General features: G+C 42.9%; 22 protein-coding genes and 2 other annotated features. Of the genes, 11 read left to right on the top strand and 11 right to left on the bottom strand.

Going from position 1 to position 21369, the window contains the following annotated elements; all coding sequences use genetic code 11:
* Nucleotides 1-46 precede the first annotated feature (46 nt).
* Both T546_RS0102115 and T546_RS0102110 read left to right on the top strand, forming a co-directional pair.
* Nucleotides 47-301 (top strand): hypothetical protein, encoded by a 255-nt coding sequence (locus T546_RS0102115; RefSeq protein WP_026890199.1) that lies wholly within the window; start codon nucleotides 47-49, stop codon nucleotides 299-301.
* Nucleotides 302-404: 103 nt separating this feature from the next.
* On the top strand, nucleotides 405-641 hold the full coding sequence (locus tag T546_RS0102110; RefSeq protein WP_024835623.1) for a hypothetical protein: 237 nt from the start codon (nucleotides 405-407) through the stop codon (nucleotides 639-641).
* Between the two features lie 56 nt (nucleotides 642-697).
* On the opposite strand, the gene T546_RS22625 is transcribed toward T546_RS0102110, so the two are convergent.
* Nucleotides 698-1846 (bottom strand): AI-2E family transporter, encoded by a 1149-nt coding sequence (locus T546_RS22625; RefSeq protein WP_034597460.1) that lies wholly within the window; start codon nucleotides 1844-1846, stop codon nucleotides 698-700.
* Nucleotides 1833-3011: an alanyl-tRNA editing protein gene (locus tag T546_RS0102100; protein WP_026890198.1), complete on the bottom strand. Its 1179-nt coding sequence runs from the start codon at nucleotides 3009-3011 to the stop codon at nucleotides 1833-1835. The genes T546_RS22625 and T546_RS0102100 overlap by 14 nt, the downstream gene beginning before the upstream one ends.
* Before the next feature lie 155 nt (nucleotides 3012-3166).
* On the opposite strand from T546_RS0102100, the gene T546_RS26290 reads away from it, so the two are divergent.
* Nucleotides 3167-3406 (top strand): chorion class high-cysteine HCB protein 13, encoded by a 240-nt coding sequence (locus tag T546_RS26290; RefSeq protein WP_084326071.1) that lies wholly within the window; start codon nucleotides 3167-3169, stop codon nucleotides 3404-3406.
* Nucleotides 3407-3462: 56 nt separating this feature from the next.
* Here the strand turns inward: T546_RS26290 and T546_RS25495 are convergent, their stop codons facing one another.
* Nucleotides 3463-3612, bottom strand: a complete 150-nt coding sequence (locus T546_RS25495) for a hypothetical protein (protein ID WP_166429789.1) — start codon at nucleotides 3610-3612, stop codon at nucleotides 3463-3465.
* A 94-nt stretch (nucleotides 3613-3706) separates the two neighbouring features.
* Here T546_RS25495 and T546_RS0102085 point away from each other — a divergent pair, with 94 nt between their 5' ends.
* The gene (locus T546_RS0102085; protein ID WP_242842166.1) at nucleotides 3707-4255 is read left to right on the top strand and encodes a hypothetical protein; all 549 of its coding nucleotides are present in this window, start codon (nucleotides 3707-3709) and stop codon (nucleotides 4253-4255) included.
* A gap of 50 nt (nucleotides 4256-4305) precedes the next feature.
* Complete coding sequence (locus T546_RS0102080) at nucleotides 4306-4593, top strand: hypothetical protein (RefSeq protein WP_026890195.1); 288 nt, start codon at nucleotides 4306-4308, stop codon at nucleotides 4591-4593.
* A 54-nt stretch (nucleotides 4594-4647) separates the two neighbouring features.
* On the opposite strand, the gene T546_RS0102075 is transcribed toward T546_RS0102080, so the two are convergent.
* The 7 genes from T546_RS0102075 to T546_RS0102045 all read right to left on the bottom strand — a co-directional run bounded on the left by T546_RS0102075 (nucleotide 4648) and on the right by T546_RS0102045 (nucleotide 13508).
* Complete coding sequence (locus T546_RS0102075; protein WP_026890194.1) at nucleotides 4648-5274, bottom strand: DedA family protein; 627 nt, start codon at nucleotides 5272-5274, stop codon at nucleotides 4648-4650.
* Between the two features lie 176 nt (nucleotides 5275-5450).
* Nucleotides 5451-5708, bottom strand: a complete 258-nt coding sequence (locus T546_RS0102070) for a hypothetical protein (RefSeq protein ID WP_026890193.1) — start codon at nucleotides 5706-5708, stop codon at nucleotides 5451-5453.
* 252 nt (nucleotides 5709-5960) lie between these two features.
* Complete coding sequence (gene leuS, locus T546_RS0102065; RefSeq protein ID WP_026890192.1) at nucleotides 5961-8375, bottom strand: leucine--tRNA ligase; 2415 nt, start codon at nucleotides 8373-8375, stop codon at nucleotides 5961-5963.
* 89 nt (nucleotides 8376-8464) lie between these two features.
* Nucleotides 8465-8713, bottom strand: a binding site (T-box leader).
* 46 nt (nucleotides 8714-8759) lie between these two features.
* Entirely contained in the window at nucleotides 8760-9683 is a 924-nt protein-coding gene (locus T546_RS0102060; RefSeq protein ID WP_026890191.1) for a CPBP family intramembrane glutamic endopeptidase, read from the bottom strand.
* Nucleotides 9684-9833: 150 nt separating this feature from the next.
* The gene (locus T546_RS0102055; RefSeq protein WP_026890190.1) at nucleotides 9834-11936 is read right to left on the bottom strand and encodes an elongation factor G; all 2103 of its coding nucleotides are present in this window, start codon (nucleotides 11934-11936) and stop codon (nucleotides 9834-9836) included.
* A gap of 155 nt (nucleotides 11937-12091) precedes the next feature.
* Nucleotides 12092-12484: a hypothetical protein gene (locus T546_RS26090; RefSeq protein WP_026890189.1), complete on the bottom strand. Its 393-nt coding sequence runs from the start codon at nucleotides 12482-12484 to the stop codon at nucleotides 12092-12094.
* 25 nt (nucleotides 12485-12509) lie between these two features.
* Nucleotides 12510-13508, bottom strand: a complete 999-nt coding sequence (locus tag T546_RS0102045) for a reverse transcriptase family protein (protein ID WP_026890188.1) — start codon at nucleotides 13506-13508, stop codon at nucleotides 12510-12512.
* A gap of 411 nt (nucleotides 13509-13919) precedes the next feature.
* Here T546_RS0102045 and aroF point away from each other — a divergent pair, with 411 nt between their 5' ends.
* Genes aroF through aroA form a run of 3 tightly spaced genes read left to right on the top strand, consistent with a single transcriptional unit; the run spans nucleotide 13920 to nucleotide 17321 of the window.
* Entirely contained in the window at nucleotides 13920-14936 is a 1017-nt protein-coding gene (gene aroF, locus T546_RS0102040; RefSeq protein WP_026890187.1) for a 3-deoxy-7-phosphoheptulonate synthase, read from the top strand.
* The gene (locus tag T546_RS0102035; protein WP_026890186.1) at nucleotides 14933-16030 is read left to right on the top strand and encodes a prephenate dehydrogenase; all 1098 of its coding nucleotides are present in this window, start codon (nucleotides 14933-14935) and stop codon (nucleotides 16028-16030) included. Before aroF ends, T546_RS0102035 begins: the two co-directional genes overlap by 4 nt.
* Before the next feature lie 13 nt (nucleotides 16031-16043).
* Nucleotides 16044-17321, top strand: a complete 1278-nt coding sequence (aroA, locus tag T546_RS0102030; protein WP_026890185.1) for a 3-phosphoshikimate 1-carboxyvinyltransferase — start codon at nucleotides 16044-16046, stop codon at nucleotides 17319-17321.
* 216 nt (nucleotides 17322-17537) lie between these two features.
* On the opposite strand, the gene T546_RS0102025 is transcribed toward aroA, so the two are convergent.
* On the bottom strand, nucleotides 17538-18050 hold the full coding sequence (locus tag T546_RS0102025) for a cysteine hydrolase family protein (RefSeq protein WP_026890184.1): 513 nt from the start codon (nucleotides 18048-18050) through the stop codon (nucleotides 17538-17540).
* Between the two features lie 201 nt (nucleotides 18051-18251).
* Nucleotides 18252-18496, top strand: a binding site (T-box leader).
* Nucleotides 18497-18589: 93 nt separating this feature from the next.
* On the opposite strand from T546_RS0102025, the gene T546_RS0102020 reads away from it, so the two are divergent.
* From T546_RS0102020 to T546_RS0102010, 3 genes are read left to right on the top strand one after another with little or no spacing between them, the layout of a single operon-like run.
* Complete coding sequence (locus T546_RS0102020) at nucleotides 18590-19603, top strand: ABC transporter substrate-binding protein (RefSeq protein ID WP_026890183.1); 1014 nt, start codon at nucleotides 18590-18592, stop codon at nucleotides 19601-19603.
* Nucleotides 19604-19643: 40 nt separating this feature from the next.
* Nucleotides 19644-20528, top strand: a complete 885-nt coding sequence (locus T546_RS0102015; protein WP_034597454.1) for an ABC transporter permease — start codon at nucleotides 19644-19646, stop codon at nucleotides 20526-20528.
* Nucleotides 20521-21294, top strand: coding sequence for an ABC transporter ATP-binding protein (locus T546_RS0102010; RefSeq protein WP_026890181.1), 774 nt, complete (start codon nucleotides 20521-20523; stop codon nucleotides 21292-21294). Before T546_RS0102015 ends, T546_RS0102010 begins: the two co-directional genes overlap by 8 nt.
* Nucleotides 21295-21369: the final 75 nt, after the last annotated feature.

The following is a 21369-nucleotide window of genomic DNA, read 5'->3' as shown; positions in this document are numbered from 1 at the left end:
CTTATAATGGTATTTGTATAATACGAATCAGAAATGAGGTACCATTATGGAAGAATTTTATCAGGCGATTGAAGATACCATCCGCATGACAGGTTATGACGGCCCGGTAAACGGGGAAGAGATTTACAATGAAATCAGCGATGAAATAGAGGACAAGGAACCTGGCGCTTATGTATTCATGTCCAAAAAAACAGATGATGTGTTTTATGAATACAAAATACAGATATTTGAAGACCAGTTCAACTTAAGCGCAGTTGATATTCATACACCCACCCAGGTTTATCACGCAGACTTTGATTAAGACCTTTTTAACAGCAACTTCATATTGTACTTTTTGGAAAACATTGGTATAATGAAAGCGTAATAACATCAAGATTTTACCCCTAACCCAAGGAGGGATCTATATGAAAGTTCATAATATTAAAGATGTTGAAAAGTTTTTCAGTGTCATTGAGCAGTGCAAGGGAACAGTAGAATTGGTTTCCGCGGAAGGGGACCGAATCAATTTGAAATCCAAACTAAGCCAGTATCTTTCTATGGCTACTATTTTTTCCAACGGCTTCATTGATGAGCTTGAGCTGGTTGCTCATGAACCTGAGGATGTGGAACGGTTAATTAAATACATGTATCAAGGAATCTAACAAAAAGAATCCCTGGAGCTTTTGCAGGCTAAGCCGCCGAAGCTCCAGGGATTCTTTTATGGTTTAATAAGTTTTTTTGTATTAGCCTGATTTCCTTTGCTTAATCTGTGATTCACAGCCTCCCGCAAAAGAGTATAAATAACAGAAGTGATAGGGATAAATATGAGCATTCCCACAATTCCCATGGTGCTGCCTCCAATGGTCACTGCAACCAGCACCCAAATAGATGGAAGTCCCACAGAATTTCCCACGACATGAGGATAAATTAAGTTTCCTTCGATCTGTTGAAGGACAAAAAATATAATGACAAAAACAAGTGCATTGACAGGCTGAATCATCAGCATAAGGAATGCTCCGATCACACACCCAATAAAGGCCCCAAACATAGGGATCAGAGCCGTAAATGCAATTAATACACCGATAAGAAGGGCGTATGGAAGCCGGAAAATGGATAATGTCAAAAAGAACATACTTCCAAGAATTATAGCCTCCAGACACTGTCCCGCAAAAAAGTTGGCAAAGGTCGTATGAACCAAATCCAAAATTTCCAGGGTACGCACTGTCAATGCTTCCGGCAGATAGGCCTTCATCAGCTTCTTAAACTGGCGCGATAAATTTTCCTTCTGAAGAAGAATATAAATGGCAAAAACAAAGCCAATGAAGAATGTGGTCACACCGCTGATGATTGAGATCGCAGCTGAAAATGTAGAAGACAGAACCGTTCCTGCTCCATTGGACAAGAAACTAACAACTCGTTCTATAAACGTTTTCCAGTCAATATCTATACTGTTAATGTAATCAGCAATCTGCGGAAACTGCACAAACAGGCTTTCAGCCTCAGTCTTTATACCTGTTAAAAACGATGGCAGGCTGTTTTGCAGAATCACAAGTGTATCGATCAGCTGCGGCATCACAACAAAGGTAACAAGAACTACGATTCCCACCACAAATACGATTGATATAATGAGACTTAAGGGCCTTAAAAGCTTACTGTCTCTCTTAAGAGGAATTACGCCTTCAATCGTCCGCATGGGAAGGTTGATGATAAACGCCATTACGCCCCCCAGTAAAAAGGGAGTGAAAAACCGAAAGATTCTGACAGCGAAACTAAAAACACTCCGATAGTTAAAACCTATGACAACGGCTGCCACCGCAAAGACAATCAACCAGCGAAGCTTCTTGATAGTACTATCATTTAATTCCATCCTTGTCTCCTTTTAATTCATTCTCAAATATTTCCCGGATGTCAGTAAGGGAGGCCTGAAAGGTCCCCTGGGCCATAAGAGCATTCCCTCCACCCCGTCCGTTGCATTTATGATTCATTGCTTTTGAAAGAGAGCGCATGTCCCTGCAGCTGCTTCCTGCTGCATACTGATAGGCATCATCTTCTCCGGAACACAAAAGAACTACACTTCCTTTTTTCTCCTCATACAGCATGGTACATAGCTGTCTAAGCTGAATTGGATTCAAGCCCTTTTCATAAACCAAAAGCGGCTCATCGGATTCCGGGTATTCTAACACCTTATTTTCAAAAAGCTCTTTAAAGAGCCGGCCGATGGTGCCCTCCTTTTTCATGCTCTCTTCTTTTAGCTTGTCCACAGCTTCTATAATTTCATCCGGCTTAGTGGATAAAAGAACAGAGATACCGGATACGGATTTCATCTTATTACGGTAATCAAGAAGCGCAAGCTTTCCGCATCGCAGTGTCATTCTCACTCCGCCTTTGTAATTCATAAGACCCGTCACCTTAATGAGGCCGATTTCTCCTGAGTACATAACATGAGTTCCACAGCAGGCGCAAACATCTCCGTCTTGTATTTCTATAATACGAACCTGACCACTTAATTCTTTTTTACTGCGGTAATCCATGGAAGCCAGCTCATCCTTTGTTGGATAGGTTTCCACCACTGGTATGTTTCTCCAGATCAGATCATTGGCTTCCTCTTCTATGGCCTCTGCCTGTTCCCAGGTAAGGACACCGTTAAAATCTACTGTTATCTCGTCCTTACCCATATGGAATCCTACATTATCAAAGCCATAATGCTTATGTACAATGCCGGACAGGATATGCTCCCCGGTATGATTCTGCATATGGCAGAATCTCCGCTCCCAGTCTATGGTCCCTGTTACATCACTTCCCGGTAATAACTGCATATCAGTAATATGAACGATACCTTCCGCTCTCTCCCGCACATCAAGCACCCTTGCCTCAGCAAGTGTTCCTGTATCCGCTGGCTGTCCGCCGCCTTCCGGATAGAAGGCTGTCCGGTTCAGTACTATTTCATACGTTTTGTCCTTTCCCGGTTTACAGTCCAGGACTCTGGCTTCAAATATCTTTACATATGGGGTTTCATAAAACAATTTTTCCATCTTCTGCACCTCATTTTCCTGTTGTTACTAATTATACACAACAATTGGATAAGTTCAATCATATGAAATATAAATTTTTTCGAAAAAATGTGGAAACAGTGGCAAGCTAATATTCATACACTTACATTGTAAACAAAATATTTGGAGGAACCAATATGAGTGATCTGGCAGCAACTAACTGTGGATGCGGATGCGACAACGGAGGATGTAATAGTGGATGTGGCTTTAATATTATTTGGCTTATCCTGATCCTTTGCTGCTGCGGCGGCGGTAACAATGGTTGTGGTAACAGTTGCGGTGGTAACGATGGATGCGGAAGTTGGATTTGGATCATCCTTCTCCTTTGCTGCTGCGGCGGTAATGGTTTTGGTGGCGGTAATAGCTTCTGCTGCTAAAAACGAACATAAAACATGGGCCCGATCCTTTATGGATCGGGCCCTGTTTTCATCCGTCAACGGCTTTGGCTGTTTTCCTGACCTGGCCTCATATACGGGCCCTGGTTGCCGCTTCCCTTTACGGGATTACGTGTCTGTTTTCTCTTCATACACTCATCATCTATTTCGTATACCGAATTACCATCTATAATTAATCGGCTTCTCATATCTACATCACTCTCCTGTAATACTAATATATGCAGCTGCATATATTGTCAACAAGAAAATCAAGGATCTTATGCTATGAACAACGAACAAAATATGCGCGCTAATGATCTGGACTCCCGCATCGAAAATAATCATCTTCAAATGATGAAGGCTGCCCTTCCTTTCATGAATGTTCCACAACAGCGTTTTATCTCTTACTTTGTTAAATTTAATGAGCTGCAGCGTACCATTAACTTATTTGAAGATGAGGAAGTCGCTACCATGGGAATCTGCTCTGCAGGAGACCGTCAGTCACCGGACTCTCCCATTGAAATGCTTAACACGATAAAGCCCTTTGCAAGCCAGAGTGAGCAAGACCAAATTGACCTAATCCTCAATTTTTTCCAGGGATTTCGAATTGCAGGAGCCTACCAGGATTTTGTCCCCACTTCCAGCGTCCCGGTACAGGCACAGGCGCAGTCACAGACACAGACACAGAACCAATCTGATGGACAAAACAAGAACCAGAATACCAGACGACAGAACAACAATCCATTAGGCAGAATGTCTTTCGATCAGCTAAAGAATTTTATTCCTCCGGAACAGCAATCCAGGTTTGAAACCATGCAGCTGATGATGTCCGCCATGCAGCAGATGAATTAACCGTTACCAGATGAATGTATATATCCACACAGAAAGGAAGAATGCAATCCATGAACGCAAACTGGAAACAAGACCCAAGGATTAAAAAGATGAATCCCCAGAAAATTGCTTTACTGAATGAATTTGCCAACCGGGTGGAAAGAACACCAAAGGACCAGCTTATGACAACCCTGCTGTCTTTGAATGCAGAAGCCAGCCAGAGAGGCATCCAGTTTAATGATGAGGAGACAGACTTACTTATCTCTATTATGAGCGCCAACATGACCCCCAATGAACGGAGCCGTATGGAAACTCTGCGGATGCTTTCAAAGAATTTAATGAACCGGAATAAAAAGTAAAACAAAGGACATTATGCATGATTATAACCTCAGGCATGATGTCCTTATTATCCTTTATTCCTCTACCTTCGCCTCTTTGATCCGTTTTTTTAAGAACAGAAGGAATGCCGCTCCGCATACACAAAGTACACCTGCACCAATGACAGAGGTCGCAAATCCCAGCTTATGTACGATTGCTTCCCAGTTGTTTCCTGCTGCCGCTCCCAGATTTACAAGGATCAGATTCCAGACGAGGGAACCTATGAAGGTAAATGCAACGAATACCGGCAGGTTCATCTTAGACGTACCGGCAGGCAGTGAGATCAGGCATCTTAAGACCGGAACGCATCTGCAAAACAACACCGAATACTTTCCCTTTTTCTGAAACCATTCAGAGGATTTATAAATATCATCTTTCTTAAATCCAAGAAACCTTCCTACTCTGGTATCTACCAGGGCAGCCAGCCTATCTTCCGAGATAAAGCGGCCGATGCCATAAAGGCCAAGGGAACCTACCACAGACAGTATGGTAGCGTCTAAAATGACTCCAGGTACTGTCATGGCTGACTGAGTCGTCATAAGCCCTGCAAAGGTCAGCACAAGCTCCGAAGGAACAAAAGGGAAAATGTTTTCCAGTACTACAAAAACCATGATCGCAAGATATCCATAGTGATTCATGGCCTGAACGATAAATTGATCCATTTGAATGCCTTTCTATGAATAAGGACATTATCAGTCATATTCCTATGACATAATGTCCTTATTGAATGTTATTTGATGAAATGTAAGTGACCATTTCAAACGATATTCCAAGTATATGCTACCGGGAATCAATAGTCAAGGCTTAATGGAACGATATGGTAATGATACCCTGCCTCTTAATTTTCATTTAACAGGCCAAACAGCTCCTTCTCATCGCAATACATACCGCTTCTGGAAAAATCATCAACTAATTTATTTATCATATAAAGCTGAGCTTCTTTATCCCATTTGCTAAGTTCATTCTTTATCATGTCAAGTCCGCCTTGCTTTGCTCTGTAGCGGTCCTTCAGACACTCGAAATAGTATTCGTATTGGTTGACAAAATATTTATTACTTACATCCTTCATCTTCTCCAAGTCCTGTAATGTTTTCATTCGTACCCTCCCACATGTTTACATATTAAATGAAATCAAACGTATGTTTTCCGGATTAAAATGCAATCCTTGACAGCCAGTTCAATTATACTTCCTATCTTATTTTCATGCAATAATTTCCTAAAAAATGCCAAAAATTTTTACTGTGCCCCATGAGACCCAAAGAAAAAAGCAAAAAACAAGGACACCTTAAGCCATATCCATAGGGCTTAAAATGTCCTTATCTTATAATTAAGTTTCTATCTCTGATGATTACTTACAGACAATGTTGATGATTCTGCCTGGAACGTAAATTTCTTTCACGATGGTTCCGGTCATCTTATCAGCAATTAATTCTTTGCCTGCTAAAATCGCATCTTCCTTTGATACATCAGCCGGAAGTGTCACTAAGGCTCTTGTCTTACCATTAACCTGTACTGCAATTTCAACTTCATCATCTTTCATAGCTTCCTGGTCACATTCCGGCCACTGAGCATGAAAAACAGAATCGGTACCGCCAAGCTGGCTCCATAATTCTTCTCCGATATGAGGTGAAAATGGAGCAAGAAGAACTACAAAAGTCTTAAGAGTCTCTTTATCAATGCCACCCGTTTTCTTCGCAAGCTCGATGAATTTATTGTTGTATTCCATAAATCCGGAAATAACGGTATTTAAGTTGAACTGGTTAAATCTCTGGTCAATATCAAAAATAAGCTTATTGCGAAGACGGATCATCTCTCTGGTTGGCTCTATCGTCTTTGTGCTGCTTTCAGAAACCAGATTCCAGAAACGATTTAAGAAACGGCTGACACCCTCGATTCCTCTGTCATCCCATTCTGCATCCAGCTCCGGCGGTCCAACGAAAAGCTCATACATACGAAGGGAATCACAGCCATAATCACGAACCAGCTCATCAGGAGAAACCACATTACCCTTTGATTTACTCATCTTAATACCGTTCTTACCGGTAATCATACCCTGATTGAACAGCTTTACAAATGGCTCATCAAAATCTACCACTCCGATGTCATTTAAGAACTTGGTGTAGAAACGGGAATAGAGAAGATGAAGCACAGCATGCTCCACTCCGCCGATATACATATCTACTGGAAGGTATTTATCTGCTCTTTCTCTGGAAACCAGCTCTTTGTCGTTGTGGCTGTCTACGTAGCGAAGGAAATACCAGGAAGAACCTGCCCACTGAGGCATGGTATTGGTCTCTCTTTTTGCTGCGCCGCCGCACTGAGGACAGGTGGTATTTACCCACTCCTCAATATCTGCCAGAGGTGATTCGCCAGTTCCGGTAGGCTGATAGCTTTCTACCTCTGGTAAGGTAAGGGGAAGCTGATCTTCCGGTACCGGCACATTGCCGCAGTGCGGGCAGTGAATGATTGGAATTGGCTCGCCCCAGTAGCGCTGTCTGGAGAATACCCAGTCACGAAGCTTAAAGTTTACGGTTTTCTTGCCAAGGCCTCTCTTTTCGATCATGGCAGGAGCTTCTTTTTTAAGAACAGAAGATTCCATTCCATTCCACTCTCCGGAATTGATCATGATCCCGCTGGCATCGGTATAAGCTTCTGTCATGTTTTCGATTTCTTCTCCGTCTTTTGCAATGACCTGAACAATAGGAATCTCAAATTTCTTTGCAAATTCAAAGTCTCTGTCATCATGAGCCGGTACGCACATAATAGCGCCGGTACCGTAATCAGCAAGAACGTAATCAGAAAGCCAGATCGGCACCTTGGCACCGTTTAAAGGATTGATGGCATAGCTGCCTGTAAAGACACCTGTTTTTTCTTTATCCTGAAGACGGTCTACGTTGGATTTCATGGAAGAATCATAAATATATGCTTCTACCGCTTCCCTTTTCTCTGGTGTGGCAAGGGAAGCCGCAAGTGCGTGCTCTGGTGCCAATACCATAAAGGTAGCGCCAAATAAGGTATCAGGTCTTGTGGTATATACGGTAATAGCTTCTTCTTTTCCCTCTACCTTGAAATCGATTTCAGCGCCGTAGGATTTACCGATCCAGTCAGACTGCATCTTTTTAACCTTATCCGGCCAGTCAAGCTTATCTAAATCATTTAACAATCTGTCTGCATAAGCAGTGATCTTTAACATCCACTGTCTTAAGTTTTTCTTCGTTACAGCCGTTCCGCATCGTTCACAGCAGCCGTTTACTACTTCTTCGTTGGCAAGACCTGTCTTACAGGAAGGACACCAGTTGATTGGGAATTCCTTTTCATAAGCCAGTCCTTTTTTAAACATCTGAACAAAGATCCACTGGGTCCACTTATAGAATTCCGGATCCGTTGTATTCACTTCCATATCCCAGTCATACACTGCTGCAATCTCGTTGATCTGGCGTTTGATATTAGATACATTTTCTGCCGTAGACTTTGCCGGATGAACTCCCATCTTAATTGCATAATTTTCTGCAGGAAGTCCAAAGGCATCCCAGCCCATAGGATGAATGACATAATGTCCTTTTAAAATCTGGTAACGGCTCCATACATCAGAGATTACATATCCTCTCCAGTGACCTACGTGAAGGCCGCTGCCTGATGGATATGGAAACATATCCAGACAATAATATTTCGGTTTTTTTCCATCATTCACATTGATGGGGGCTTTTGCCCAGTTTTCCCGCCATTTCTTTTCAATGGCGCTATGGTTGTAAGATGATGCCATAACATTTCCTCCTTTAACAAGGGATAACCCTTTCATCTGATGCCTGGGGAACCAATAAAAAAAGCGCCTCAGGCCATCTTAAAATCAGCCATAGAGACGCAGGTTCATCCGCGTGGTACCACTCTATTTCATACAATACTCGTATGCTCTCAATCGGATATGAGCTTCATATCCTCCCGCTGTAACGGTCGGGTGACCGGCAATACCTACACAAAAAATATTTTTCCTTCAGTATGCTACTCAAAGGCGAGTTCAGCTGTCCTCCCCAACCGGCTCTCACCTGCCGCCGGCTCTCTGCATGTTTCAGACTGCTTACTATTCCTAATCACTGTATTTATGCTAACTGTAAATGTAACATAATTGGAGAATTGTGTCAACCGGATTTTACCGTAACTGCGGTATCTGTGAAAGAACAAAGGTTACAGTAGAAATCAGGAAAAAGAAAATCATTCCGAAATTCAGGAATAAGATTCGAAAGCTTCCCTTCCCCCAGGTCTCATAAGGTCCTGACTGGAAGATAAGATTTTTACGGTTCTGGAAGAATATTACAATTCCGGCAGCTACTGCCATTAGCATGATAAGAGAGTAAAAAGCAATCAGCCATGGAACTTCCTGAACCTTTAACCCAACGATGGAACCTATAAAATTGATTGCCATATGAAAAAGGATTGTATAACGGAGTCTTCCCGTCCGTATATAAATATATGCAAACACAATGCCAATAAAAAATGCATAAAAGAACTGATAAAAATTGCCATGGCTCAGTCCAAAGATAAAAGCAGAAACCAGTATGGCTGCTTTGTCACCATATAAACGAATCCGGTCAATTAAAATCTTACGGAACAGAATTTCTTCAAATACAGGTGCCATCACTACCATAACGGCAAAAATAGCCCAGCCGCTTAAACCGTTTAAAATCTCCTCCACAGGATTTATCATGGGCCTTCCCTGCAGAACTGATATGATCTTCATCAATGCCAACCCAATGAGATTCCCCAGATATAAGGCACTGATACAGATCAAAAAACCTGCAAACAGCATTTTCCCGCTGGCTTTTTCTGAATTCCCTCTTTGGGCCACAGGCATATCCCGGATGATCAGGTACGATATGGCACCTCCCACCACATAATTAGCCAAAGAACTAAAGAATACGTACCAGTTGCCTAAGGGAATTTTAATTCCAATTATTTGCAATACCCCTATGACGGTTCCAAAACCAAGCTGTAACAAAAGAGTTGTGGCTATGAATGCTCCGTACCCAATGCCGATTCTGGAAAATGCTTTTACTATCATTTTTTTGTTTTCCAATTTTGCTTCTACCTCCTGCCAATTAATCATAGTTTATCACAGTCAGGGAAAAAGCGCAATTCTACGGAAGGGTCAAAATCCATATAACACAGCGGGAGGCGGCATAAATATGCCACCTCCCAATTAATTACTTCTTAGGATTCTACTGCTTTAAACCGTTCCCTTATCCACCTTTGCTGCCCGCTCTTCCACCTCTTTCTTCTGGATATCACCAGGCGCAAGTTCGTAACGGCTGAATTCATATTCGAAGGTTCCCATTCCGCCGGTCATGGAACGAAGGTCCGTATTATAACCAAACAACTCGGAAACCGGTATATCCGCTTCAATGATCTGTTTTCCGTGATGGTCGGAATTCATGCCAAGCACACGACCTCTTCTGCGGTTTAGATCTCCCATAACGTCTCCTGTAAATTTATCAGGAACTCTTACTTTCAGGGAAGCGATGGGTTCTAACAGAACAGGATTTGCATCCATGAAGCCCTTTTTAAAAGCCATGGTTGCCGCCATCTTAAAGGCCAGCTCTGAGGAATCTACGGGATGATAGGAGCCATCGAGAAGCGTAGCCTTTATGCCAACCACCGGATAAGCCGCCAGCGGGCCTTTTAACACGCATTCTGCCACGCCCTTTTCAACAGCCGGGAAATAGTTTCTCGGTACTGCTCCGCCAAAGACAGTCTCTTCAAAGATATATGGCTTTTCTAAATCACCGGAGGGTTCAAAGGACATCTTAACGTCTCCATACTGTCCATGTCCTCCGGACTGCTTTTTATATTTCCCCTGAACTTCCACTTTTTTACGTATGGTCTCCCGGTACGCAAATTTAGGCTTGCTCAGTTCAATCTCAACTTTATAACGGTTTAACAGCTTGCTTACTGCTACTTCAAGCTGCTGGTCTCCGATGGCATATATAAGGGACTGGCGGTTCTCTGTATCATTAACCACCTTTAAGGTCCAGTCTTCCTCTGTCAGCTTTGAAAGGGCGTTGGAAACCTTATCATCATCACCCTTTGTTTTCGTCTTGTAACGCATATAAGTATAAGGAGTTGAAATCTCTGGCTTATGGTATACAATAGGCGCAGAACGAAGTGCAATGGTATCTCCTGTCTGAGTCACATTAAGCTTAGAAACAGCTCCGATGTCTCCTGCTTTTAATTCAGGAACTTCAATGGCTTCCTTTCCTCTTAACACATACAGTTTTCCGATCTTCTCCTCTGAATCCTTGTTGACGTTAAATATAACGGAATCAGATTTTAATGTGCCGGTACAGATTTTTAGAAGGGAGTATTTACCGATAAAAGGATCCACAATGGTCTTAAATACCCGTGCCGATAAGGATACGTTGTCATTGTACTTGGCTGTGAACCGTTCTCCTGTGGAAATATCCACGCCAATGCATTCGTAGTGGTCCGGTGACGGGAAGTATTTGTCAATTGCCTGAAGTACCATCTTGGCTCCCTGGGCGTAAAGACCTGATCCTAACATGACCGGAACAATATTACCTTCAGTCACATGCTCTCTCAGTGCAGAGGAAATCTCATCAATCGTGAATTCATCTCCTGTAAAATAACGCTCCATGTATTCCTCGCTTGTTTCAGCCACCGCTTCCATAAGAGCTTCACGGGCAATTCCTAAATTCTTCTGACTGTATTCCGGAATCTCACATTCCACATAATCACTGTTGGTCGTGAAACGTCTTCCAGCCATTTTTACCACATTAACAAAACCTATGAACTTTTCATTTTCACGAATGGGAAGATGGAACGGTGCTATCTTTCTTCCAAATTCCTTTTCCAGCTTTAGTAACAGTTCCCTGAAGCTTGCCTGGTCGTCATCCATATTGGTTACAAAGAAAAGCCTTGGCAGCTTGTACTTCTCACACATCTCCCATGCCTTATATGTACCAACTTCAATTCCTGCTTTGCAGTTTACTACAATAACGGCTGCATCCGCCACACTGATGGCCTCTTCGACCTCTCCAACAAAATCAAAATACCCGGGAGTATCAAGTAAGTTGACCTTTATGGGACCATCTTCTCCTTCATACTCCAAAGGAATCAGAGAAGTGGAGATAGAAAACTGTCTCTTTGTCTCTTCTTTGTCATAATCGCTGATGGTATTACCGTCGACGATTTTACCCATTCTGCCGATGGCTCCGGTCACGAACGCCATTGCTTCTGCCAGGGTGGTTTTACCGGCACCCCCGTGCCCGAGTAAGGCGACGTTACGGATCTGTTTGGTTCCATACACGTTCATAAACATTCCTCCTGTTCCGTATTTAAGTCTATGATAATATTTTACTAAAAATGTCGTATAATTGCAAGCATGTCATGCAATTTGTACAATTATTTTTCGACATTTTTCTTTTTATACAAAAGAAAAGAGGGCTTAGCCCTCTTTCTCCGTCAATCCTATTCATAAAAGCTTTTATTTAGCTTTCCACTTGATTCAAAATAATAGTATACCTGTCCTACGTAGGCCGGTCCAGTGACCATATGGCCGTCTTCCTCAAAATAATACCAGTCATTGCCGACCTGCTGCCACCCGGTTACCATATAGCCGTCCTGATCAAAATAATACCATATGTTATCCACTGCACCAAAACAGCCTTTTGCATAGGAACCATCGCTGTTTTTAAGTCTCCAGCCGTCCAGCTCCTGCTGCCACTCAGACGACAAAACCGTGGTGCCTGTCTGAGCCATTGCCTCCATCTGTACAGGGGACCCAGGTATCCATGATATGGCTCCAAAGAGGAGCGCACTGCATGTCCCATAGGCAGCCAGTCTTTTCCATAGTGTTCTCATATTTTCCCTCCACCTGTTTTTTCTATTATAACAGACAAGCGTATGAGGTTTCAAGTATACTTTGTATCTTTCCCTTTGCTTTTGCAAACCATATATCATCAGGATTGATAAAGAGAAGATATTGGATCTTGCCAAGAAGGGAACGGAGATACCGGCGCTCTCTTTCCTCATCTGGTTCCTCTCTTCCTGTCACCATAATATGGGACTTGGCTCCATATTTTAAACAGTAAAACACCTCCTGGCGCAGTTTCCTCCGGTATTCAGGAGAGACCTTAGGTTTTCTATTGACCACAATACCAGTTACCGTCTGTCTTCTTCCCCAGGAAATGATCCTTGTCTTTCCCTGATTTAAGGAAAAGCCCATATCATTTAAAAAACCAGATACCTTCCGTATCACCGGCCCTGGCTGAAAATCTCCTGAGAATGTCATATCATCACAGTATCTGGTATATGAAATATTTCGTTTTTCGCACCATACCTTCATATAATCATCAAATGGTTTCATAACAAGATTGGATATTGCAGGAGAAGAAGGTGCCCCCTGAGGCAGATAATCCCGATAACAGCAAAGAGCCGTCAGCATAGTTCCCACAGAAGGCGGAAAATATCGGCCTGAAAATGCACCGTTTAAGACCATGGGAAAGGTAATGCTTCCAAAAAAGTCTTCAATATCCAGTTTTAGCACCAATTTCTTACCTGTATGGACCGATGCATTAGTAAGAACGGAAGTGCCCTTTCGGTAAGCCGCCGCACAGGAAGACACTTCAAATTCGGATAGCACATGTTTTGTTATGTTTCTCTGAATCATCTTTAATAAATCATCTGGTACGAGAAGCTTGCGCTTTGTTCCATCGCTTTTTGGTATCAGTACGGTATGATAATGACGTTCCGTATGATTGCTTATGGCATAGAGGCAGCCAATCGCCTTTTGATCCGGCCAATCCTCGCCCAGAAGTTTAAAAGACAATAGCATCTCCCGGCAATGCTCCGGCGTACTATATTTCCAAAGTTCTGTTCCATACATAAGTCAATTCCTCCGCTTCGTCAGTCAACCAGAAGTATATCAGCAGAAGCAATACTAAAATGATACCGTAAGATGCGAAGACGTACGCACGCATGTGTCCCGCACATGCGCATGCACATGCAATGTGCGGTGGTACTTCGCAGCAGCTTGCGGTCTATTATGATCCTATGATGATCCGGACAGCGACTCGCTGCCCGGCCGAATACTTAATCCGGAAAAACTATTGCTTCTGCTGTTATGTCAAATATTTTATCACAGGATAAAATTTTAATCCATCCTTTTCATGGTAAATGCCCATAAAACGCCAATATACGTTAAAGTGTTAAACTTTAAAGTATAAAAGCGTTGACAACCAGAACCTCATCGGATACAATGGGGATTAAATATTTGAAAAAAGGGAGAACATAGTTTATGATAATCATTATGAAGCCTAACGCTTCCGAGGAAGATGTACTTAAAATCAAGCAAATCATTGAGGAAAATGGCCTTCAGGCACATTTGTCAAAAGGAACTCAGGTTACCATCGTAGGTGTTGTTGGTGACAAATCAAAGCTGCAAAGTGCAAACATTGAACTGATAGAAGGTGTTGATAAAATCGTATCAGTGACAGAAACTTACAAACTGGTAAACAAAAAATTCCATCCCGACGACTCCGTAATTTCTGTTGGTACGGCTAAAATCGGACCGGGACATTTTACCATGATGGCAGGACCATGTGCCATTGAAAACCATGATATGCTTTTGGAGACTGCTTTCGCTGTAAAAAAAGCGGGCGCTCAGTTTTTAAGAGGCGGCGCATACAAGCCAAGAACCTCTCCTTATGCATTCCAGGGCCTGGAAGAAGAAGGCTTGAAGTTCATGAAGGAAGCAAGGGAAGCGACCGGACTTAATATTATTTGCGAAGCTACCAGTTTACGTGCACTGGAAACTGCGGTAAAATATGTAGACATGGTACAAATCGGAGCCCGAAACATGCAGAACTTTGAGCTTTTAAAAGAAGCAGGCAAGGCCGGTGTTCCTGTTCTTTTAAAAAGAGGATTATGTGCCACCATCGATGAATGGCTGAATGCAGCGGAGTACATTGCTTCTGAGGGAAATCCTAATATCGTTCTCTGTGAACGAGGCATCCGTACTTATGAGACTGCTACCAGAAACACGCTGGACATCAGTGCAGTTCCAGTCATCCGGTCCAAGAGCCATTTACCGGTTATTATCGATCCAAGCCATGCCACAGGCGTACGTGCTTACATTGAGCCTATTTCAAAGGCATCAATGGCAGTTGGCGCTGACGGACTTATCGTAGAGGTTCATCCATGCCCAGCCTGCGCATTGTCAGACGGTCCTCAGTCTCTGACCTTTGAACAGTTCGATCATCTTATGGATGAGCTTAAGCCTTACGCAGAACTTTCCGGGAGGAATATGAAATGAGTGAAGCTTCCATTGCCTTTATCGGGCTTGGTCTGATTGGCGGCTCCATTGCCAGGGGGATCAAGCGTGTGAATCCTGATTCTAAAATCATGGCATATATGCGATCCAAATCCAGGCTTTTAAAAGCCAGAGAAGAAGGAATCGTAGATGTCATCTTAGATGGAATCGGGGAAGAACTGAATGAATGTGATTTGATTTTTCTTTGTGCTCCTGTGGAATACAATGCAGATTACTTAGATAAGATTAAGCCTTTTCTTAAGCCAGGGGTCATTATAACCGATGTTGGCAGCACCAAGACGGATATTCACGAAGCGGTTATCCGTCTTGGCCTGGAGCACTGCTTTATCGGAGGTCACCCAATGGCAGGCTCTGAAAAGACAGGATATGAAAATTCATCTGTCCATCTTCTTGAAAATGCCTATTATATCATTACTCCTACTGCCCTCTCCACAAAAGATCAGATCGATCGAATGGTGGATATCGGGAATGGGATCGGTTCCATCCCACTTGTACTGGATTATAAGGAGCACGACTTTGTGGTGGCGGCCATCAGCCATCTGCCTCATATCGTAGCTTCCAGTCTGGTCAATCTGGTGAAGGATTCCGATAACAGCCAGGAGCTGATGAAGCGTCTCTCTGCTGGCGGATTCAAGGATATTACCCGAATTGCATCTTCTTCCCCAGAGATGTGGGAGCAGATCTGTATGACCAACAGTGGGAACCTTTCCCTCATCCTGAAACGCTACATTGGTTCCCTAAATGATATCGTAAAGGTGCTGGAGGATAAGGATAGTCAGTATATCCATCGGCTGTTTGAGACTTCCAGAGATTACAGGGATTCCTTTTCAGAAAAAGCCAGAGGTCTTATTGAACCTGATTATACCTTTACCGTAAACATGGCGGATGAGGTGGGCGCTATTTCCACACTTGCCGTTATTTTAGCAGCAAAGGGCATCAGCATAAGGAACATCGGCATTAACCATAACAGAGAACACGGAGAAGGCACCTTAAGAATTGCATTTTACGATAAAGAGGCCATGGACAACGCCTGGAAGCAGTTGGAACAATATCATTACGACTTAATACCGAACTAAGAGAGGTTACTTTATGAAATTTACAAAAGCCTCCCCATTAAAGGGAGAAATAACCATTCCAGGAGATAAATCCATATCTCACCGCAGCGTTATGTTTGGCTCCATTGCAAAAGGAACCACAGAAATCACCCATTTTCTTTCTGGCGCTGACTGTCTCTCCACCATCTCATGCTTTCAGAAAATGGGTGTTTCCATAGAGATAAGCGGAGATTCTGTGATTGTAACAGGAAGCGGCCTCAGGGGCTTAAAAAAGCCTTCCGACACTCTTGACTGCGGCAACAGCGGTACCACGACACGCCTCATTTCCGGTATTCTGGCTGCCCAGGATTTTGACGTTACACTGACGGGAGACGAATCTATAAGGAAGCGTCCTATGAAGCGGATTATGGAGCCCCTTTCTCTCATGGGAGCCCGTATAACAAGCATCAATAACAATGGTTGTGCCCCTCTTTCCATAAATGGAACTAAGCTTCACGGCATTCACTATACCAGCCAGGTGGCTTCTGCCCAGATAAAATCATCTGTTTTATTAGCCGGCTTATATGCAGAAGGAGAAACAAAGGTCACAGAGCCTTATATTTCCAGAAACCATTCCGAAATCATGTTAAAATACTTCGGTGCTGATGTGAGAACAGAAGGAACTACAGCCTGCATCGCTCCGCCTAAGGAATTATTCGGAAATAAGATCAATGTGCCGGGTGACATCTCTTCTGCTGCTTTCTTTATTGCAGCAGGACTTATGGTTCCCGGCTCTGAGATTCTCATCCGTAATACAGGCATCAATCCTACCAGAGACGGCATCCTTTCTGTATGCCGGGATATGGGCGCCGACATCACACTGTTAAATGAAAACACGGATTCCGGCGAGCCAACAGCCGATATTCTTGTGAAATACTCTTCTCTTCATGGCACCACCATTGAAGGAGCTATCATACCAAGGCTTATCGATGAGCTGCCTATGATCGCTGCCATGGCTTGCTTTGCAGAGGGAGAAACCATTATAAAGAATGCCGCAGAATTAAAAGTGAAGGAATCCAACCGGATTGAAGTCATGGTCAAGAATCTTACTGCCATGGGAGCTGATGTTACCGAGACAGAGGATGGCATGATCATTCGTGGCGGCAAGCCCCTTCACGGCGCCGTCATCGACAGCCAGCTGGATCATAGGATCGCCATGACCTTTGCAGTTACCGGATTATGTGCAGACGGTGAAACAGAGATTCTGGGGGCAGAATGCGTGAATATATCATATCCTGGCTTTTATAATGATCTGGAAATGCTGAGACGTTAAAACACAACCATAGGTATGTAAAATTGCAATATATCTGCCATGATAACAAATAAAACCCATCGTGATAAATAAATAAGATACGCATGGAAGCGAGTTTACTCTATTGAAAACTCAAATCCATGCGTATCTTTAATTTGCTGATTTTTAACTAGAATGTGTCTGAAAACTGCTTGTTTCAAGAAACACTCTAAACTACAGCCCTTAAATTTTTTCTAATCAGACTACCTCTATATGACATACCTTCATGGCATTTAACGCATTCTCATGACTTTCCGGTGTCACTCCGGCGCAACAGGAGGAATCCACACGAATAGGGGTCTCCGGTGCAAATGCTTTAAGGAGAAGCGCATTGGAAATGACACAAATATCGGTACAAAGCCCCACAAGCTCTATGGACTCATAATTCCTGCTTTTAATATATAAGCTTAATTCATCGCTGCCAAACGTTCTTTTTTCAAATCGTTTCCCTTCATAATCTTTCAGGGAGCTATGAAGTTCCCAGCCTTCGCTTCCCCTGATGCAGTGGGGAACCGGAAGCTTTTTCCCTTCCTGTGTATCTAAGTAGTTTTCTTCATGAGTATCCAGGGTAAAAACCACATCATCATCTGCTGCCATATATTCTTCTATCTTTTCCTTTACCCTGGGGACGATGGCCAAAGCTTCCTGGGTACCCAGGGAACCATCGATAAAGTCCTTTTGCATATCCACTACAACCAGCAATTTCTTCATAAGCAAAAACCTCCAGTCACAATTTATAATTCTTTTTCCTAAGCATGCAAACATTCCATGTTATGTGCGTATATTATAACAAATTCCTTATGTATCATGCAAGTCTTCTAAAGGCTTCCAGATATGGAAATTTACTTATTGATGATTTTTCAAATACATATTGACAAAATGACTTTAACGCATTAAGATAGTGACTAATAAAACAAACCGTTGAAAAAGAGAAGTAAGCTTTCCCTGCGATATTTCAGAGAGCCGCCGTTGGTGCGAGTGCGGTATAAAGCGGATAGCCGAATGGACTTTTGAGGGCGGCCCTGAACCTAATTGTTTGTAGGGGCTGACGGATTCCACAACCGTTATTACTGGTGGCATATATGTTAGTATATGAAAAGTGGACTTTTTTAAAGTCAATTTGAGTGGCACCGCGGATTGTATAATTCGTCTCAAGTATGTAGAACTACGTACTTGGGGCTTTTTTTATTTCCAGGAAACTTAAAACCATTGACTCTCTCAACGAAAATCAATTTAGGAGGACATATTTTATGAAAAAATCTGTTAAACTGTTAGTAATCACAGCAATTGCTGCCGCTGCACTCTCTGCCTGTTCCAAGGCTCCTGCAAAGGACTCAGCCGCTTCTAAAGAAGGAAACTATACCATTGGAATCGCTCAGTTTGCAGAGCACGGTTCCCTTGATAACTGCCGGGAAGGCTTTATCCAGGGCCTAAAGGAAGAAGGAATCGAGGACGGCAAAAACCTTACCATTATGTACGAAAATGCTCAGGCAGACGGTGGTACCGGAAGTCAGATCATCAATAACTTTATTGCAAAGAAAACAGATCTGATCTGCGCCATTGCAACCCCTATGGCACAGGCTGCTTACAGCGGTGCAAAAAAGACCGATATTCCAGTTATCTATACAGCTGTGACCGATCCAGTTGCCGCAGCACTGGCCAAGGAAGACGGAAGCTCTGTAGGGGAAGTAACAGGAACCAGCGATAAGCTTCCAGTGGAAAAACAGCTTGAGATGATCCGCAAGATTCTTCCTGATGCAAAGACCATTGGTATTCTTTACAGCACAAGCGAAGTAAACTCAGAGGCTGCCATTGCAGAATACAAGAAGGCTGCTTCCAATTACGGCTTTGAAATCGTAGAAGGACCAGTCTCCGCTACTGCTGACATTCCTCTTGCAACAGATAATCTTTTAGGAAAAGTTGACTGCTTAAATAATTTAACAGATAATACCGTAGTAAGCTCCCTTCCTCTTATTTTAGACAAAGCAGGCAAGAAAAATATCCCTGTTTTTGGAAGTGAGATTGAACAGGTTAAAATCGGCTGTATTGCTGCCATGGGCCTTGATTATGTAGATTTAGGCAAGCAGACTGGTAAAATGGCTGCAAAAGTGTTAAAAGGCGAAGCAAAAGCAAGCGAATTAAAGTATGAAGTAATCAAAGACGCAGCATTCTATGGGAATACAAAAGTAGCAGAAAACCTGGGAATTACCTTACCGTCTGAACTTACAGATTCCGCAGCTGAGCTCTTTAAAGAAATCAAATAAGAACATTGATGAATAGGAACATATTGGAGGAAGTTATATCATGTCAATTATACTTGGCGTTTTAGAAGAAGGCCTGGTCTATGCCATTATGGCACTGGGCGTATACATTACCTATAAGATTCTGGATTTTCCGGATCTGTCCGTGGATGGCACCTTTCCCTTAGGAGGGGCACTCACCGCAGTTTTAGTTCTGGCTGGTGTCAGTCCCTTAACCGCTCTGCTCCTTGCGTTCGTAGCAGGTGCCCTGGCCGGGTGTATTACGGGTATCATCCATGTCAAATTAAAGGTAAGAGATCTTTTGTCCGGTATCATTGTCATGACTGCACTTTACTCCGTTAATTTAAGGCTGGCAGGAAAGTCTAACGTCCCGTTTTTTAACAGTGATACTATTTTTGAGAATCCCTTTATTAACAAGGTTATTCCACAGGGACTTTCTGATGTAAGCGTAATTGTCATACTGGCTGTTATCGTATTGATCGTGAAGATTCTCCTTGATCTGTATTTAAAGACCAGATCCGGCTATCTGTTAAGAGCGGTTGGTGATAACGAGACTCTTGTCACCTCTCTTGCCAAAGACAAGGGAACCGTTAAGATCCTTGGCCTTGCCATTGCAAACGGCCTTGCCGCTCTTGCTGGTTCGGTATATTGTCAGCAAAAGGGATTTTTTGAAATCAGTATGGGTACCGGTACCATCGTCATCGGCCTTGCCAATGTTATCATTGGTACAAAGCTTCTGAAACGGTTTGGAGCTATTAAGGCAACCACTGCTGTTATTATCGGCTCCATCGTATACAAGGCCTGTGTATCCATCGCAATCTTTTTAGGTATGGAAGCTTCCGACTTAAAAATCATTACCTCTGCTCTGTTTTTAGGAATCCTGGTAATAAGCAACGGAAGAGAAAAGAAGGTGAAAAAACATGCTTGAGCTTCGTGACATTAATAAGTATTACAATCAGGGAACGGTCAATGAGATGTGCCTGTTTCAAAATTTTAATCTGACCATTCAGGATCAGCAGTTTGTATCAGTAGTAGGAAGCAATGGTTCCGGAAAGACTTCTCTTTTAAATATTATCTGTGGCAGCATTCCACTTGACAGCGGTTCCATTGAGATCAATGGCTCAGACATTACCAATATGGCCGAGCACAAGCGTCTTCGCCGGATTGGAAGAGTCTACCAGAATCCTTCCATGGGAACCTGCCCCAATATGACCATCCTTGAAAATATGGCAATTGCCGATACCAAGGGAAAGCCCTTTAATCTTCTTCCCGGCACCAGCAAGAACCGAATTGATTTTTATAGAGATCAGCTCCGTACCCTGGGGCTTGGCCTTGAAGACAAGATGCATGTAAAGGTAGGCGTATTATCAGGAGGTCAAAGACAGGCTATGGCCCTGCTTATGTCCACTATGACTCCCATTGAATTCCTCATTCTGGACGAACACACCGCTGCCCTTGATCCTAAAACAGCGGAGATCATCATGGAACTGACGGACCAAATCGTAAAGGAAAAACAGCTGACTACTATCATGGTTACTCACAACCTGCGTTATGCAGTGGAATATGGAAACCGCCTCATAATGATGCACCAAGGCAATGCTGTGGTGGATAAGGCCAATGAAGAGAAAAGCAGCTTAAATATCGAATTCATTTTAGATAAGTTCAATGAAATAAGCATTGAGTGCGGAAATTAATATAATAAAAAAATAAGCCTGGACCATTTTTAAGTTCCCAATGAAATAGATTTAATAATCTATCCCATGGGGCAA

Origin of the sequence: [Clostridium] aerotolerans DSM 5434, assembly GCF_000687555.1 — a bacterium.
Classification (GTDB): domain Bacteria; phylum Bacillota; class Clostridia; order Lachnospirales; family Lachnospiraceae; genus Lacrimispora; species Lacrimispora aerotolerans.
The sequence above is the reverse complement of the archived record's forward strand: the minus strand, read 5'-3'. Positions and strand labels throughout refer to the sequence as shown.